Below are 14,558 nucleotides of genomic sequence, written 5' to 3'. Positions count from 1 at the left end.
AGGGGGCGTGCGATGATCGCACGCCCCCTCGCCGGTGGCAGCTTAGGCGTTGGCGAAAGCACGCTCCTTCTTCGGGTCAAGACCCGCGGGCTCGTCGGAGATGTGCTCCACTCCGAGGCGGCCTGCGAAGGACTTGTACGACCAGGCGGTGTAGCCCAGCACGATCGGGACGAACACAATCGCCGCGATGAGCATGACCGTCTGAGTGGGCGAGGTGGCCGAGGCCTGGACCAGGGTCAGGTCATAGGCCGGGTCAACCGAGGACTTCAGCGCGTTGGCACCGAAGGTGGAGAACACCCACACCACCGCGAAGGCCAGGCCGGCGAAGGAGAAGAGGAACGCCTGGACGTCCTTGCCCTTCTGGATCACCAGCGTGGAGGCGATGAGCGCAACTGCGGCCAGCGCCAGCGGGATGAAGCCCCATGCCTGCCCGCGGTAGGCGAACTGGCCCCAGACCGCCCAGATGGCTGTCAGGCCCGTGGAGGCCAGCGACAGCTTCTTGGCCAGCGCGATCGCGCGCTCGGAGAAGTCACCCTTGGTCTTGATTGCCAGCCACAGCGCGCCGTGCGTGAGGAAGAGCAGAACGAAGACCACGCCACCCACCAGGGTGAAGGGGGTGAACAGGGAGACGAATCCGCCGGTGAGGAAGTGGCGGTCGCCAGCGGCGAGGGCGGCGTCGATCGCGGCCGGATCGGCCGGGACGAACTGGCCACCGAGCTCGGTGTAGTGGCCCACCTGGATCTTCGTGCCCTGCACGAGGTTGGCGAAGGCCACGCCCCAGATCAGGGTGACCACCCAGGCCACGCCCAGGTGGAGGTTATCCCACAGGTTGCGCCAGGAATCGGAGTTGATCTTCCCGCGCCACTCGATGGCCGAGATGCGGATGATGAGGCAGATGAGGATGGCCACGAGGGCCAGGTACATGCCGGAGAACATCGTGGCGTACCACTCGGGGAACGCGGCGAAGGTGGCGCCGCCGGCGGTGAGAAGAAAGACCTCGTTGCCGTCCCAGTGGGGGCCGATGGTGTTGAGGGCGAGGCGGCGCTCCTTTTCGTTGCGGGGCAGGATCTTCAAAAGCATGCCCGTGCCGAAGCCGAAGCCTTCGAGCGTGAGGTAGCCGATCCAGAGAACCGCGAGGAGTGCGAACCAGATAATCTGCAGTGCTGAAAGTTCCACAGTTCCTCCTTAGTAAGCGAAGCTGAGCTTCGTGTCCTCGGTGACGCCCGTGGTGTGGGCCTGCTCGAGGAGAAGCTTGTCCGCCGGGTTGATGCCCTCGCGAACGTAACGGACGATGAGCTTGTACCACACCACGCCGAGCACGGCGTAGAGCAGCGTGAAGATGATCAGCGACGCCAGGACCTCGCCAGACAGGACGTTCTGTGACACGCCGTCCTGCGTGAGCAGGTGCATCATCTCCGACGGGGCGAGGTTGCCTTCGCGCTCGAAGTTGGGGTAGACCACCCACGGCTGACGGCCCATCTCGGTGAGCAGCCAGCCGAACGTGGAGGCGAGGTAGGGCAGCGGGATCGTCCACACGAACAGCTTCGCGATCGCTGGGCTGGTGATCATCTTGTCCTTACGCAGGAGGAACAGGCCCAGGAGCGACAAGCCGAAGGAGGCAAATCCGAGGCCCATCATCGCGCGGAAGGAGTAGAAGGAGACGAACTCGTTCGGGATGTAGTTCACGTCCGTGCCGTAGATGTCTCCAAAGGCTTCGGTGAAGGTCTGCTGGATCTCATCCGTGCCGATCAGCTTGGATTCGGGGCCGGAGAAGTGGTTGGTAACCATGAAGGACTCAAGGCCGGGCAGGATCGGCAGGGAGATGATCGTGTCTTCGTTCGCCTCGGTGCCGAGCATGGCGAGCGCCAGGTCGTGCTGTTCGCCCGTCTCGTAGATGCCCATGGCGGCGATCATCTTGGTGGGCTGGACCTCGTAGATGTGCTGGCCCATGAAGTGGCCAGAGCCGATCGCGAGGATGCCGGCAAGCGCCAAGGTCTTGAGGCCGAACTGAGCGGCCGGCTTCCAGAACTCGCGGGCCTCGACCTCGTTGTTGGTGCGCAGCGCGCGCACGATCCACCAGATCGACACGCCCGAGATCATCGCGCCGGCCACCATGAGGGAAGCGGAGATCGTGTGCAAGAGCGCGTAGAGCGTGGTGGGGGAGAAGATTACTTCGAGGAAGCCCGACATGCCGTCAAGTTCGGCGCGTCCGGTTTCCGGGTTGAACACGGCGCCCGTGGGGTTCTGCATGAAGGAGTTCGCCGCGAGGATGAAGAACGCGGAGATGTTCGTGCCAAGTGCCACCATCCAGATGGCCACCGTGTGTGCCTTGGGGGAGATGCGGCCGCGGCCGAAGATCCACACGCCGAGGAAGACGGACTCCAGGAAGAAGGCCAGCAGGGCCTCGAACGCGAGCGGCGCGCCGAAGATGTCACCCACGTAGCGCGAGTACTCCGACCAGGTCAGTCCGAACTGGAACTCCTGGACGATGCCCGTGGCTACGCCGAGCGCGAAGTTAATAAGGAGGAGCTTGCCGAAGAATTCGGACATGCGCAGGTACTTCGTGTCACCGCTGCGCAGCCACCTGGTCTGCATGATTGCCACGAGTGGCGAGAGCCCGATCGTGAGAGGTACCAGGATGAAGTGGTACACGGTCGTGATCGCGAACTGCCACCGTGAAAGGTCTAAGACATCCACCGAAGTCGCCTTTCTTTGCCGGGCCGTGCTAGCCCTGTGTGTTCGATGCTGTGGGCGAACATCGCTGCAGGCCCACGCGTGTTCCCTGAGTTTATCGCACACCTCCACACAAATGCGTCGCAAACTCGGAATGGATCCAAAGTGCTTGGCGAAATCGCTTGTGCCGCTTGCGGGCGGGCCTTTCGCCTTAGGACGTTCGTCCCGAACCGTCGTCGTTGGACGCTCACCAGATCGCAGCTCAGCACAAGCGCACAAGAAATGTGTAACAATAGGAGCGGATCGGGTGTGTATCCACCCGAAGAGCGAGCTTCGTGCGCCGCAGTTGCGTGCAGCCGGGCGAGCTCGTCAGATAAGCTTCCGCGGCCCTCGCCGCGACCAGACTCCATAAGGCGTGGATGCACACGGCCTTGCTAGGAGATACCTATGGCAGACGATGCCAACGAACGCGCAAACGTTGCGCCCATGACCACCCTCCTTTTCCAGGAGCCCGACATGACCCGGGCCGTCCGTTCTCGCCGCCGCCGCGACGACGACGCCGAAGCACCGGCCGCGCATTCGGGCGCGGAGGCGAACTCGGACAGCTCAGAGGAGTCCACGAAGAGCCGCAGCCGGCGTGGCCGCCGCGGCGGGCGCAAGTCGGCGGACGAGGCGCAGGCTGGCAACGAGTCGGCTGAGAAGTCGGCCGAGAAGTCGCAGGAGACGGGCGAGGAGGCGCCGCCGAAGCGCTCGCGCCGCCAGAAGTCCGACGGCAACGCCAAGGCCAACCAGCGAAGCGCCAAGGATAAGGACAAGGACGAGGCCGAGCAGCCCAAGGAGGCCGCCGCCGAATCTGACGCTGAGGATGCCGAGGAGGAGTCGGAGTCGTCGACAACCGTGCGCCGGCGCCGTCGTCGGCGCAGCACCGAGGAGGCCGACGACGGGGTGACCGCCCCGAAGGGTTCTACCCGCCTGGAGGCGAAGAAGCGCCGCCGGAAGGAGGGGCGCCGGGCAGGGCGTCGTCGGACGTCGATCTCGGAGTCGGAGTACCTGGCGCGCCGCGAGGCGGTAGACCGGACGATGCTCGTGCGCGAGCAGGACGGCCTCAACCAGATCGCGGTGCTGGAGGACGGGGTGCTGGTCGAGCACTACGTGGCACGCCACACGCAGACCTCGATGGTCGGCAACGTCTACCTTGGCCGCGTGCAGAACGTACTGCCCTCGATGGAGGCCGCGTTCGTTGACATCGGCAAGGGCCGTAACGCCGTGCTTTATGCGGGCGAGGTCAACTGGGACGCCGTGGGTATGAACGGCAAGCCGCGCAAGATCGAGGACGCGCTTAAGAGCGGCGACACGGTGCTCGTGCAGGTCACGAAGGACCCGATCGGCCACAAGGGCGCGCGCCTGACCGGCCAGATCACGCTGGCCGGACGCCACCTCGTGCTCGTGCCGGACGGGTCGATGACCGGCATCTCACGCAAGCTGCCGGAGAAGGAGCGCACGCGCCTGAAGGACATCCTCAAGCGCGTGGTGCCCGCCGAGCACGGCGTCATCGTCCGCACGGCCGCCGAGGGCGCTACCGAGGAGCAGATCCAGAGCGACGTCGACCGGCTGGTCAAGGCCTGGGCGGACATTCAGGCCAAGTCCAAGTCCACGAAGAACGCCCCCTCCATGCTCAAGAGCGAGCCGGAGCTGGCCGTGCGCGTGGTGCGTGACATCTTTAATGAGGACTTCAAGGAGCTCAAGGTTTCGGGTGATGAGGCGTGGCAGACGATCCACGACTACGTGGCCGAGCTGTCGCCGGAGCTGGTGGACCGCCTCGAGCACTGGACGAGTGAGAAGGACATTTTTGCAGCCTCCCGCGTGGACGAGCAGCTGTCCAAGGCATTCGACCGCAAGGTTTTCCTGCCGTCGGGCGGGTCTCTCATCATTGAGCGTACGGAGGCCATGACGGTGATCGACGTCAACACCGGAAAGTTCACCGGCGCGGGCGGCTCGCTCGAAGAGACAGTGACGCGCAACAACCTCGAGGCCGCGGAGGAGATCGTGCGCCAGCTGCGCCTGCGTGACATCGGCGGCATCATCGTCATCGACTTCATCGACATGGTCCTCGAAGAGAATCGCGACCTGGTGCTACGCCGCCTGGTGGAGTGCCTGGGGCGCGACCGCACCCGCCACCAGGTGGCCGAGGTGACCTCGCTCGGGCTCGTGCAGATGACCCGCAAGCGCGTGGGTCAGGGCCTCGTGGAGGCCTTTTCCACCACGTGCGAGTGCTGCGACGGGCGCGGGTACATCACCCATGAGCACCCCGTCGAGCGCGGCGAGACCGAGGCTCAGAACCCCCGGACGAACCCGCGCCGCCAGCAGCAGCCGGCCGCGCCGGTTGCCGCGGAGGAAGACCCGAAGCACGACGAGGTCCGCGCGGCGCTTGCCAACATCGCGGCCGCTGCGTCGTCCAAGCACGAGTCGGAGGAGGCCCCAGCCGAACAGGCGGGAGAGTCTGAGGACAAGTCGAAGAGCTCGCGTCGCAGCTCCGGCCGACGCCGGTCGGGCGGCTCGCGTGGGAAGACGGTTGAGAAGACGGCCGGCGAAGTGGCGGCGGCCGAGAAGTCGGGCGGCGAGAAGGCGGAGGCAGCGGCTGAGAAGCCCGCGGCCAAGGCTGCGCGGCCCGCGCGGAAGGCGCCCGCAAAGACTGAGACCAAGGCTGATGCGCCGGCAGAAACCGGAGCCGAGGCCGAGCCGAAGAGGCAGAGGCGCCGCAGGGTGTCGTCGTCGGGAACGATCACGCCGGGCTCGAACACGGCGGCGATCATGACGTTCCCCGCCAAGGGTGAGGCGGAGAAGTAGGTTCGGCGGGCGTGACACGCCACGGGAATGTGGTGATCGTCGCGCCCGGCGGACTTGTTCCGGCTTGGGCTTGCCAGTAAACTTGTAACTCGGCGCATTGAGCGCACCAATTTTTCAAGAGCACGGAGACGTGCACCAATCGACAGAGATGAGCTGAACGTGGTTTACGCGATTGTGAAGACAGGCGGCCGCCAGGAGAAGGTGTCCGTCGGGTCCATCGTGGTTACGAACAGGATTGACGGCGAAGCTGGCGACAAGGTCGAGCTTGAGCCGATCATGCTCGTCGACGGTGACAAGATCACCACCGCTGCCGATGGCATTTCCGCCAAGGTGACCGCCGAAATCGTTCGTGACGAGAAGGGCCCGAAGATTTCGATCGTCAAGTACAAGAACAAGACGGGTTACCGTAAGCGTCAGGGTCACCGCCAGCCGCTGACCCGCCTCAAGGTCCTTGAGATCGCTTAGATTCGGCACCAGGTACGAGCTTTTAGAAAGGTCTAGAGATGGCAACTAAGAAGGGCGCGAGTTCTACTAAGAACGGTCGCGATTCCAATGCGCAGCGACTCGGCATCAAGCGCTTCGGCGGTCAGGCCGTGAACGCGGGCGAGATCCTCGTGCGCCAGCGCGGTACCAAGTACCACCCGGGTGCCAACGTCGGCCGCGGTAAGGACGACACCCTGTTCGCGCTCGAGTCGGGCGTTGTCGAGTTCGGTGTCAAGCGCAACCGCAAGACGGTCAGCGTGATGGCGCAGGCGTAAGCGCAAGTTTTTAGAATTGGGGTGGAGGGCCTAGCCTTCCACCCCTTTCTGCAGTTTTTTGGCAGTTGGAGGCGGGATTCATGGCAAGTTTTGTGGACCGAGTGACCCTGCATATTACGGCGGGTAAGGGCGGCAACGGCGCGACGTCGGTGCGCCGGGAGAAGTTCAAGCCGCTGGGCGGGCCCGACGGGGCGAACGGCGGGCACGGCGGCGACGTGATCCTGCGCGTGTCCGCCCAGGAATCCACCCTGCTGTTGCTGCATCATTCCCCGCATCTTAAGGCCGAAAACGGCAAGCCTGGCGAGGGCGACATGCGCCACGGCAAGCGCGGGGAGGACCTTGTGGTGGCGGTTCCGTCCGGCACGGTGGTCAAGGACGAAGATGGCAACATCCTGGCTGACCTCGTGGGGGAGGGCGAGGAGTTCCTGGCCGCGTTGGGTGGCTACGGCGGGCTTGGCAACGCCGCGCTGGCGTCCCCGAAGAGGAAGGCGCCCGGGTTTGCGCTGCTGGGCGAGGATGGGGAGGAGCGCACGCTCATCCTTGAGCTGAAGTCGGTGGCGGATGTGGCGCTGGTGGGTTTTCCGTCGGCTGGAAAATCGTCGCTCATTGCGGCGATGTCGGCCGCGCGACCGAAGATCGCCGACTACCCGTTCACCACGCTGGTGCCGAACCTGGGCGTGGTGCAGGCCGGCGACGTGCGGTTCACGATGGCCGACGTGCCTGGGCTGATTCCCGGTGCTTCCGAGGGCAAGGGGCTTGGGCACGAGTTTCTGCGGCATATCGAGCGGTGTGCGGTCATCGCGCACGTCATTGACTGCGCGGCGTTGGAGAGCGACCGTGATCCGATCTGCGATCTGGACGTGATCGAGGCTGAGCTCGCCGCCTATGCGGACCAGATCCCGCCCATGGAAGACCGTGTGCCGCTTATGGAGCGCCCGCGCGTAGTGGTGCTGAACAAGGTAGATATGCCCGATGCGGCCGACATGGCCGACTTCGTGCGGGCCGACCTGGAGGGGCGCGGGCTGCGCGTCTTCGAAGTGTCGGCGCTGGCGCGGCGTGGGCTACGAGAGCTGGGCTTCGCGCTGGCCTCGATCGTGGAGGAGATCCGCGCGGCCGACATCGTGCCGCAGGCCAGGCCGATCATCCGCCCTGTGGCGCAGGACGAGGGCGGGTTCACCATCACCGCACACACCAAGGGCGGGCGGCCGTTCTACCAGATCCGGGGCCGCAAGCCGGAGCGGTGGGTCAACCAGACCGACTTCTCCAACGACGAGGCCGTGGGATACCTCGCCGACCGCCTCAACCTGCTCGGGGTGGAGAAGGAGCTCATGAAGATGGGCGCCAAGGAAGGCGACACGGTGGTGATTGGGCCGGTGGACGGCGGAGTCATCTTCGACTGGGAGCCCACGATTTCCACGGGTGCCGAGTTGCTCTCGCCGCGCGGTACGGACGCCCGGCTCGAGCAGAACACGCGCGCCACGCGGCGCGAGCGCAAGGCGGCCTTCCACGAGCGGATGGACGCCAAGGAGGCGGCCCGCCAGGAGCTGTGGATGGACCGCGAGAGCGGGATGTGGACGGACCCGGGCCAGGAGTAGGGCCAGCCGGGCTCCGGCGGCTGCCAGTACCCTGGGGTCCGCCGGCACAACTCGTGAACGTGAGGTCGACCGGGTGCCTATAGCAATCGTCAACCGGTATTTTCACGACTTCTGTCGGAGGAGCGGCTTAGCCGGCCGGCTGCATTATTATGCGGCGGCCAATCGCGCAACGCGTAGAAATAGTGAAGCCTCACGCGAGGAGTGCGCGTATTTTTTGACGCGTTTCTTGGGAAAGAGGTCCCGGCAGGGCGCCCTCAGTGCTCGCGCGAGACAGGCGCGTGGTGCCCAATGTCACAAACGAGCCGCGTACCAGCGTTTTTCGCTGAAATCTCGCGGTTTTCTTCTGTCCAGATAGTGAGCTGTGGGAGCTCAGCCGGCGGTATTGGCGCTGTTTGCTTGCTGCTCAATTGACCACGCCTAACCTACGGGGTAGTTTCAAAGTAACCACTTGAATACTCATTCAACACAAGCGGATGAATAATCATTCATGGTTGTCAGATTAGCTTCGGCTCTATGTGCGCCCGTACATGAAAGGAATGACGATGATCGCTCGAGACATTACTGCCATCCATTCCCACGTAATTATTGCGCACCACCTTATGTTCAAGTTCGCCTGGCGAATGCACTGATACACAAGAATCCACGAAAAATCTGTAGTTGACCGCAGGAGCGGTCTATTTAAGGAACATAAGAATGACTGTCGAAATCTCTGTCCCTAGCCAAGTCTCAAATCCCGCACCCGTCGACATCGATGCCACTGGCCCCGGCGCCCTCGCCACCACGTGGATTGGCGTGGATCTGTCGCTGCTCGGCGCGAGTGTCCCGGTCGGCTTCGACGACTGCATCGATTACCTGAACTTCCCCCGCCTCGCTGCGTCCGTCCGCGCCGCGCAGACCGGCGGCATCGACTTCGTTACTCTCGATTCGCGTTTCCTGACCAGCACCGACGTCGATTCGCGCGATTGTTCTCACGACGCCGTCCACGCGGCTGCTAAGCTCGCCGACGTGTCGACCGCTGGGATTTTCGCGGGGATCGAGCCGACACCTGCTGATATCGAGGTGGCCACTGCTGCGCTCGCCGCTCAGCGCGAGGGCTGGGCGGGCATCACGATGCCCCTGCACACGGACTCCGATTTCGCGGGGATTGAGAAGGCGGCCCGCAAGACGCGCCGCGCTGGCGTGAAGGTCACGGTCATCATCACGGACCCGGCTGTGTCCGCCGAGCGTGCAGCTATCGTGGCGGGGATCGCCGACGTCGTCCGGTTGCGTGTCCGCGATCCGTACGCTGCGCGTAACGCCCGTTTCGCGATCCAGGCCGCGGGCAAGGAGATCGGCAAGGATATCTTGGTGTTCATGGAGCTTGGCGTGGTGATTTCACGCTCGGTGGCGGCGGCGGAGGAGCGGGCGCTGCTGATTGAGGACATGAACGACTGCGACCTGTTCCCGGGCATCGCGTCGGTGCTCGGTACGGTCTACAACGTGGCCGACGCGATCGAATCCTATGTGGGCCTGGGCGCCGCCGATGGCGTCATCCTGGTTCCTGCCTCCCTGCCCACTGACCTGGCCTCGGTGCTCAAGGGCGTGCTGCCGCTGATTGATGCGCGCGCCAAGCTTGAGCAGCAGTAGTCAGATATTCCCCGCTTCACGTTCGACGCCGTTCTGCCAGGTGCCAGCACATTGCTCACGCGCCTGTCAGACCGGCGTCGTTAATATGAAAGCCACGGAACCTGGTGGGGGAGGCGAAGCTCCTGCTTCGCCTCCCCCACCAGGTTCCGTGGTGCATCATTGGCCCCACATACTTAGTTCTGCGCCTCCTGCTCAGCGATCTTCCGACGCACCTCATCCATGTCGAGGGCCTTGGCCTGCGTGATGAGATCTTCGAGGGCCGCCGGCGGAAGGGCGCCCGCACTTTCGTAGATGCGGATGCCGTCGCGGAAAATCATGAGAGTGGGGATCGACATGATCTGGAAGCTCTGCGCCAGCTCGCCCTCGGCCTCGGTGTCGATCTTGCCGAAGGTGATGTCGGGGTGCTGCTCGGATGCGGCCTCGAATGTGGGGCCGAACTGCTTGCACGGACCACACCACTCAGCCCAGAAGTCGAGGAGGACGGTGCCCTCGCGGACGGTATCGTTAAAGTTCTCTGCGGTCACTTCGACAGTTGCCATCGGTTTCCTTTCGTCGGGTGCGCGATGAGCACACCGGGTCGGCTATCAGCGGCTCCAACGCGTTCGCCGCAAATTTATTCCAAGGATACGGCACCCCGCCCGCGCCCGGGCTCGTTTTCCGCTCTGAGTGAGGGCGCGCCGGCCCCGCAGTCGTGACCGCGCCCGGCCGTCGGCGCCAACGCGACCCGACGCTGTCGTGAACCCGCCCGGACGCCGTCGTGAACAAGGCGAAAGTCCGCACCACCTCGACGCCCGCGGGCTGAGCTGGTTCAATTGACCTAACGGAAGGAGACGGTATGACCGAATCGCAGAGGCTGCGTGTCGTGGAGGAGCTGCCAGATATTCCGACGCCGGCGGGGGAGCCGGGGCGTCGGCGGCGAATCGGGATCATGGGCGGCACGTTTGACCCGATCCACCACGGGCACCTCGTGGCGGCCTCGGAGGTCCAGCACTTCTATGATCTCGACGAGGTCATCTTCGTGCCCACCGGCGAACAGCCCTTCAAGAAGGACCGCAAGGTTACGCTCGCCGAACACCGCTACCTCATGACCGTGATCGCGACGGCGTCCAACCCGCGCTTTTCCGTCTCGCGTGTGGATATCGAGCGCGGCGGTGTCACCTACACGGTGGATACCCTGCGCGACCTGCAGGCTCTCCACCCCGATGCCGACCTCTACTTCATCACCGGAGCCGACGTCCTGCCCCAGATCCTCGACTGGAAAGACAACGCGGACCTGTGGGCCATGGCGCACTTCGTGGGCGTGAACCGGCCGGGGCACGTGCTGGACGTGTCGGGGTTGCCGGAGGACTCGGTGTCGCTCGTGGACATCCCAGCCATGGCCATCTCATCTACTTCTATCCGCAATCGCGCCAGCGAGGGCGTGCCCGTGTGGTATTTGGTGCCCGATGGCGTAGTGCAGTACATAAACAAGTATCATTTATATATAACGAACGAGGCCACAACGACCTCCCTCGACCCGGTGTCGATCCACGCCACCGCCGAGGGCAAGGAGGAAGAATGAGTGAGGAAACTCCACGGCTGAGTCGGCGTCAGATGCGCGAGCAGGGCCTGCTCGACGCGCCCACCGACACCCCGCCGGTTTACGACACCACGGAGCTGCGCCTTCGCCGCCCGTCGCGCAAGGAACTGCGTGAGCTGGCACAGCGCGAGGCTGGCGAGCAAGTGCCGAAGAATGTGGAGACTGGGGAGTCGGCAAATTCCGAGGATGTTGGGGAGCCTACTCAGGCGATGGAGGCCGTCAAGGCGCCGGAGCCGGTCCAGCATGAGCGCAAGTCAGTGTTTGATCGCTTCGAGGCCGCCGAGCCCGAGGAGGAGCCCGCGGCCGAAGTGGCTAAGCCGGCCGTGCCCGTGCAGGCGGCGGCCGAGGCCGAGCAGGCTGAGCCGGAGGTGGACCTGGATGACGACGAGCCCGAAGACTCCCTCCGTGACCGCTTCCTGGCGATGACCAGCCGCGGTGAGGAGGCCGGCGACGCCGCCGAGCCCGCGCACGCCACCGCCCCCGTGCCGGCCCCCGTGGCCGAGAAGACGCCCGCACCGAAGCCCGCGGTTGAGGTCGACGTCGCCGACGATCCCGCCCCCGACACCGAGGTCGAGGCCCCGCGCCGCACCTGGCTCAACTTCATCATCCTCGTCCTCATAGCCGCAATCGTCGGCTACCTCGGCGGGTCGTGGATCAACATGACCTTCCTGTCGGAGCCGATGCCCGGCGTCGTGAACGATTTTTCTGCCCTGCTGTTGTAACTGAAAGGACACCGTGACAGCTACACCGGAAACGATCGAACAGACCATCGCGGCGGCGCGCGCCGCCTCAGCTGGGAAGGCGACGTCGATCACCGCGATCGACGTGTCCCAGCGGCTTGTGATCACGGACGTGTTCCTGGTTGTCTCCGGCTCGTCGGAGCGGCAGGTGCGCGCGCTGGTTGATGAGATCGAAGAGGGGATGTACAAAATCGGCGTGAAGCGGCTGTGCCGCGAGGGGCTGGAGGGGGAGGCTCACTGGGTCCTGCTCGACTTTGGTAATCTCATGGTGCACGTCCAGCAGGACGAGGACCGCGAGTTCTACGCGCTCGAGCGGTTGTGGGGCGACTGCCCGGTCATTGAGCTACCCGAGGACGTGACGGTGGAGGAGGGGCCGCGTTCGTCGCTGGCGGACTACTTCGCGCCGGCCGACGACGATCTTGCGGCTCGTGCCGCCCGCTCGGCTGACGATGCGGGCGACGACGAAGACGACAGCGATGCTGAAGACGGGGGCGCGCCGGCGGCCGCTGATGAGGCGTGAAGCTGAGGCTGGTTTTTTGGCGGCACGGCCAGACGGTTCAGAATGCCTCGCTGCGGATCCAGGGGTCGCAGGACTATCCGCTCAATGAGGTCGGGCACGCGCAGGCGGCCGCTGCTGCCGGTGCGCTGGCGCGAATGAAGCCCGCGCGGATTTACTCCTCGGATTTGGGGCGCGCGTTGCAAACGGCGCAGTATCTTGCGGATGTGACTGGGCTGGAGGTGCTGCCCGATGCCGGCCTGCGTGAGCGGGCCTACGGCCCATGGGAGGGGCTCAGCTCCGACGAGATCCGTGCCCGCGACCCTCAACAATGGCACGCCTGGCGCGAGGGGCGGGAACCCGAAGGAGTCGGGGTCGAGACCCGGGAGGCCTGCGGGCAGCGCGTGCACGAGGCCATCGAGCGAGCACTGGCCGACGTGATTCGGGAGCTTGGTGAGGCGCGCGTAGCTGGCGAGGGCAATGGCGCGGGTGGCGGGGTTGTTGGCGTGGCCGGCGGGGACGACGTCGTGACGATCGTGTTCGTGGCCCACGGCGGGTCGATTGCGAACGGCGTGATGAGCATGCTGGGGCAGAACCCGTCCGAGTGGGTGGGCCTGCAGGGGATGGACAACTGCCACTGGGCAGTGCTCGAGCCGAGGCCGGCGGCGAATCCGGTGTGGCGGTTGCGATCCTACAATGTGGGCGTGGAGGGCTGAGGCCCGGCGGTGGCGCCCTTGAGTCCCGCCCCGAGCGGTGGCCCATGTTAACCGCCAGGTAGTGAGCCGTTTCACCCACTGGGGGAGGTCCTGGATTGGCGCGGACGGGGAGAACTGAGTAGTATAAGTCAAGTCTTGAGGGGCTATGGCGCAGTTGGTAGCGCGCTTCCATGGCATGGAAGAGGTCAGGGGTTCGAATCCCCTTAGCTCCACAGGTGGCCCGGAAACCGCGAGAAATCGAGGTTTCCGGGTTTTTCGTGCCCGCGCTTGACTAACCAGATGAGTAGCGCTGGGCCGGGCGCCGGGGGAGCATGGCACGGTCGGCTCCGGGCCGGCGGAGGGGCCGGCGAAGACGGCGAACTCGGCAACCGCGAACAACGCCAGGTAGCACCAGCGCCCACGCGGGTGGGCGCCGGCGTCCTTCTTCCCCGAGCCGTATACGTGGCGCACCTACGGCGAGCTCAACGAGCGCTTCGCGGCCGCGCATTCGGGCACGACGTACGAGCACGCCTGCGAGCTCCTAGCGCCCTCCCACCTGCGGGTGTTGGACATGATCGCTGGCTTTAGTGACGAGGAGCTGTTCACGAAGAAGTGCTTTGACTAGACGGTGTCGACGAGTTTGGGGTTCTACTTCGTGTCAGCGACCAGCTCCCAGTACGAGTGGGCGGCGAAGAAGACGCGGGCGTACATGCGGCTGCTGTAGGGACTGTGAGATTTGCTCCTAGCCATTGGTGTATGGTGTGCGCACACTGGATGTACGGACGACTCAGGGGGGGCGATGATGGCAAGGAAGAGTGAGTATCAGATGACGCGGATAACTCTCGTATAGATGCTCGAACGAAGCATGAAGCGGAGAAGCTGTTCCGCTCGTTGGGCCTCGATCTGTCGACCGCGTTAAACATGTTCCTCACGCAGGCGGTGCGTGAGCAGGGCCTGCCGATTCGTCCCACGTTGAATGTCCCGAACCGCGTGACCGCCGAAGCTATTGCTCACACGGAGCGCATCCTCGCAGGGGAGATAGCCGATGACGGGGCGACGTTCGACAACGCTGCGGAGGCGATCGAATACCTTGACAACGTGAAGTGAACGAAGACGAGCTTGTTGCCGGCGCGCGGGTAGGTAGGATTGCAGAGACAAGCGAGAAGAGGTGCAAGGGTGGCTGGCAAGTCAATCAATCTGTTCCTGATGGACGGCGATCCGAACGGCCGGATCAAATGCACGCTGGCCAATTGGACTGGCGTGGCATACAAGATTCCCCGCACGATGCTGGACGAGGCGCGCAACATCGATGCACTGAAGCAAACTGGCGTGTACCTGCTCTTCGGTGCGGACCCGACCACGGACGAGCCCGTGGTCTACATCGGCCAGGCGGCCGCGCGGAAGAACGGATTGGGCATCCTCAACCGGTGGGAGGAGCACAAGCGCGACACTGATAAGGACTGGTGGAACGAGGCGGTCGCGCTCACCACGCGCGACAACTCCTTCGGGCAGACCGAGATTGGGCTTGCCCGCTTGTTGTTGACGGTTT

The 14,558-nt window shown here is 64.6% G+C and carries 14 protein-coding genes, 1 tRNA gene and 1 pseudogene; 13 read left to right on the top strand and 3 right to left on the bottom strand.

All coding sequences use genetic code 11. The features are described 5' to 3' along the window. Window positions 1-42: 42 nt before the first annotated feature. Together cydB and HMPREF3174_RS07615 are read right to left on the bottom strand one after the other, a co-directional pair. Window positions 43-1,176, bottom strand: a complete 1,134-nt coding sequence (gene cydB / locus HMPREF3174_RS07620) for a cytochrome d ubiquinol oxidase subunit II (RefSeq protein ID WP_070448320.1) — start codon at window positions 1,174-1,176, stop codon at window positions 43-45. Between the two features lie 9 nt (window positions 1,177-1,185). Next, entirely contained in the window at window positions 1,186-2,697 is a 1,512-nt protein-coding gene (locus HMPREF3174_RS07615) for a cytochrome ubiquinol oxidase subunit I (RefSeq protein WP_070446502.1), read from the bottom strand. A 423-nt stretch (window positions 2,698-3,120) separates the two neighbouring features. Between HMPREF3174_RS07615 and HMPREF3174_RS07610 the strand changes: the two genes are divergently transcribed. The 5 genes from HMPREF3174_RS07610 to HMPREF3174_RS07590 all read left to right on the top strand — a co-directional run bounded on the left by HMPREF3174_RS07610 (window position 3,121) and on the right by HMPREF3174_RS07590 (window position 9,499). Continuing rightward, on the top strand, window positions 3,121-5,520 hold the full coding sequence (locus tag HMPREF3174_RS07610) for an Rne/Rng family ribonuclease (protein WP_070448319.1): 2,400 nt from the start codon (window positions 3,121-3,123) through the stop codon (window positions 5,518-5,520). Window positions 5,521-5,679: 159 nt separating this feature from the next. After that, on the top strand, window positions 5,680-5,985 hold the full coding sequence (gene rplU, locus HMPREF3174_RS07605) for a 50S ribosomal protein L21 (protein WP_062613747.1): 306 nt from the start codon (window positions 5,680-5,682) through the stop codon (window positions 5,983-5,985). A gap of 38 nt (window positions 5,986-6,023) precedes the next feature. After that, window positions 6,024-6,278 carry a 50S ribosomal protein L27 gene (gene rpmA, locus HMPREF3174_RS07600; protein ID WP_062613748.1) on the top strand — a complete coding sequence of 85 codons (255 nt, stop codon included), beginning with the start codon at window positions 6,024-6,026 and terminating at the stop codon, window positions 6,276-6,278. 80 nt (window positions 6,279-6,358) lie between these two features. Then, window positions 6,359-7,873, top strand: coding sequence for a GTPase ObgE (gene obgE, locus HMPREF3174_RS07595; RefSeq protein WP_070446498.1), 1,515 nt, complete (start codon window positions 6,359-6,361; stop codon window positions 7,871-7,873). A gap of 693 nt (window positions 7,874-8,566) precedes the next feature. Continuing rightward, on the top strand, window positions 8,567-9,499 hold the full coding sequence (locus HMPREF3174_RS07590) for a hypothetical protein (RefSeq protein WP_062613750.1): 933 nt from the start codon (window positions 8,567-8,569) through the stop codon (window positions 9,497-9,499). Window positions 9,500-9,672: 173 nt separating this feature from the next. Here the strand turns inward: HMPREF3174_RS07590 and trxA are convergent, their stop codons facing one another. Further along, window positions 9,673-10,038: a thioredoxin gene (gene trxA / locus HMPREF3174_RS07585; RefSeq protein ID WP_062613751.1), complete on the bottom strand. Its 366-nt coding sequence runs from the start codon at window positions 10,036-10,038 to the stop codon at window positions 9,673-9,675. A gap of 296 nt (window positions 10,039-10,334) precedes the next feature. Here trxA and nadD point away from each other — a divergent pair, with 296 nt between their 5' ends. The 8 genes and pseudogenes from nadD to HMPREF3174_RS07550 form a co-directional block, all read left to right on the top strand. Then, window positions 10,335-11,060 carry a nicotinate-nucleotide adenylyltransferase gene (nadD, locus tag HMPREF3174_RS07580; RefSeq protein WP_083297716.1) on the top strand — a complete coding sequence of 242 codons (726 nt, stop codon included), beginning with the start codon at window positions 10,335-10,337 and terminating at the stop codon, window positions 11,058-11,060. After that, a complete protein-coding gene (locus HMPREF3174_RS07575) occupies window positions 11,057-11,800 on the top strand; it encodes a hypothetical protein (protein ID WP_143602122.1) in 744 nt (247 codons plus the stop codon). The genes nadD and HMPREF3174_RS07575 overlap by 4 nt, the downstream gene beginning before the upstream one ends. 13 nt (window positions 11,801-11,813) lie before the next feature. Then, the gene (gene rsfS, locus HMPREF3174_RS07570; RefSeq protein ID WP_070448318.1) at window positions 11,814-12,338 is read left to right on the top strand and encodes a ribosome silencing factor; all 525 of its coding nucleotides are present in this window, start codon (window positions 11,814-11,816) and stop codon (window positions 12,336-12,338) included. Further along, the gene (locus HMPREF3174_RS07565; protein WP_062613753.1) at window positions 12,335-13,030 is read left to right on the top strand and encodes a histidine phosphatase family protein; all 696 of its coding nucleotides are present in this window, start codon (window positions 12,335-12,337) and stop codon (window positions 13,028-13,030) included. The genes rsfS and HMPREF3174_RS07565 overlap by 4 nt, the downstream gene beginning before the upstream one ends. 139 nt (window positions 13,031-13,169) lie before the next feature. Beyond that, window positions 13,170-13,242: transfer RNA gene (locus tag HMPREF3174_RS07560), tRNA-Ala, on the top strand. A 218-nt stretch (window positions 13,243-13,460) separates the two neighbouring features. Then, window positions 13,461-13,634 (top strand): annotated as a pseudogene (locus HMPREF3174_RS09475) (ClbS/DfsB family four-helix bundle protein); the annotation flags it as partial. A gap of 221 nt (window positions 13,635-13,855) precedes the next feature. Beyond that, window positions 13,856-14,116, top strand: a complete 261-nt coding sequence (locus tag HMPREF3174_RS07555; RefSeq protein WP_062613754.1) for a type II toxin-antitoxin system RelB/DinJ family antitoxin — start codon at window positions 13,856-13,858, stop codon at window positions 14,114-14,116. A 69-nt stretch (window positions 14,117-14,185) separates the two neighbouring features. Then, on the top strand, window positions 14,186-14,558 hold a 373-nt coding region (locus HMPREF3174_RS07550), incomplete at its 3' end, for a GIY-YIG nuclease family protein (protein WP_148132200.1).

Source organism: Trueperella sp. HMSC08H06 (genome assembly GCF_001808465.1).
In the GTDB taxonomy this organism is placed as follows: Bacteria; Actinomycetota; Actinomycetes; order Actinomycetales; family Actinomycetaceae; genus Trueperella; species Trueperella bernardiae.
This window is presented reverse-complemented; position numbering and strand designations above follow the sequence as displayed.

Bases quoted from the DNA above. Each gene is read 5' to 3' on its own strand.
- HMPREF3174_RS07610 (WP_070448319.1), top strand. From the start codon at position 3,121: ATGGCAGACGATGCCAACGAACGCGCAAACGTTGCGCCCATGACCACC.
- rpmA (WP_062613748.1), top strand. From the start codon at position 6,024: ATGGCAACTAAGAAGGGCGCGAGTTCTACTAAGAACGGTCGCGATTCC.
- obgE (WP_070446498.1), top strand. From the start codon at position 6,359: ATGGCAAGTTTTGTGGACCGAGTGACCCTGCATATTACGGCGGGTAAG.
- HMPREF3174_RS07590 (WP_062613750.1), top strand. From the start codon at position 8,567: ATGACTGTCGAAATCTCTGTCCCTAGCCAAGTCTCAAATCCCGCACCC.
- trxA (WP_062613751.1), bottom strand. From the start codon at position 10,038: ATGGCAACTGTCGAAGTGACCGCAGAGAACTTTAACGATACCGTCCGC.
- nadD (WP_083297716.1), top strand. From the start codon at position 10,335: ATGACCGAATCGCAGAGGCTGCGTGTCGTGGAGGAGCTGCCAGATATT.
- HMPREF3174_RS07575 (WP_143602122.1), top strand. From the start codon at position 11,057: ATGAGTGAGGAAACTCCACGGCTGAGTCGGCGTCAGATGCGCGAGCAG.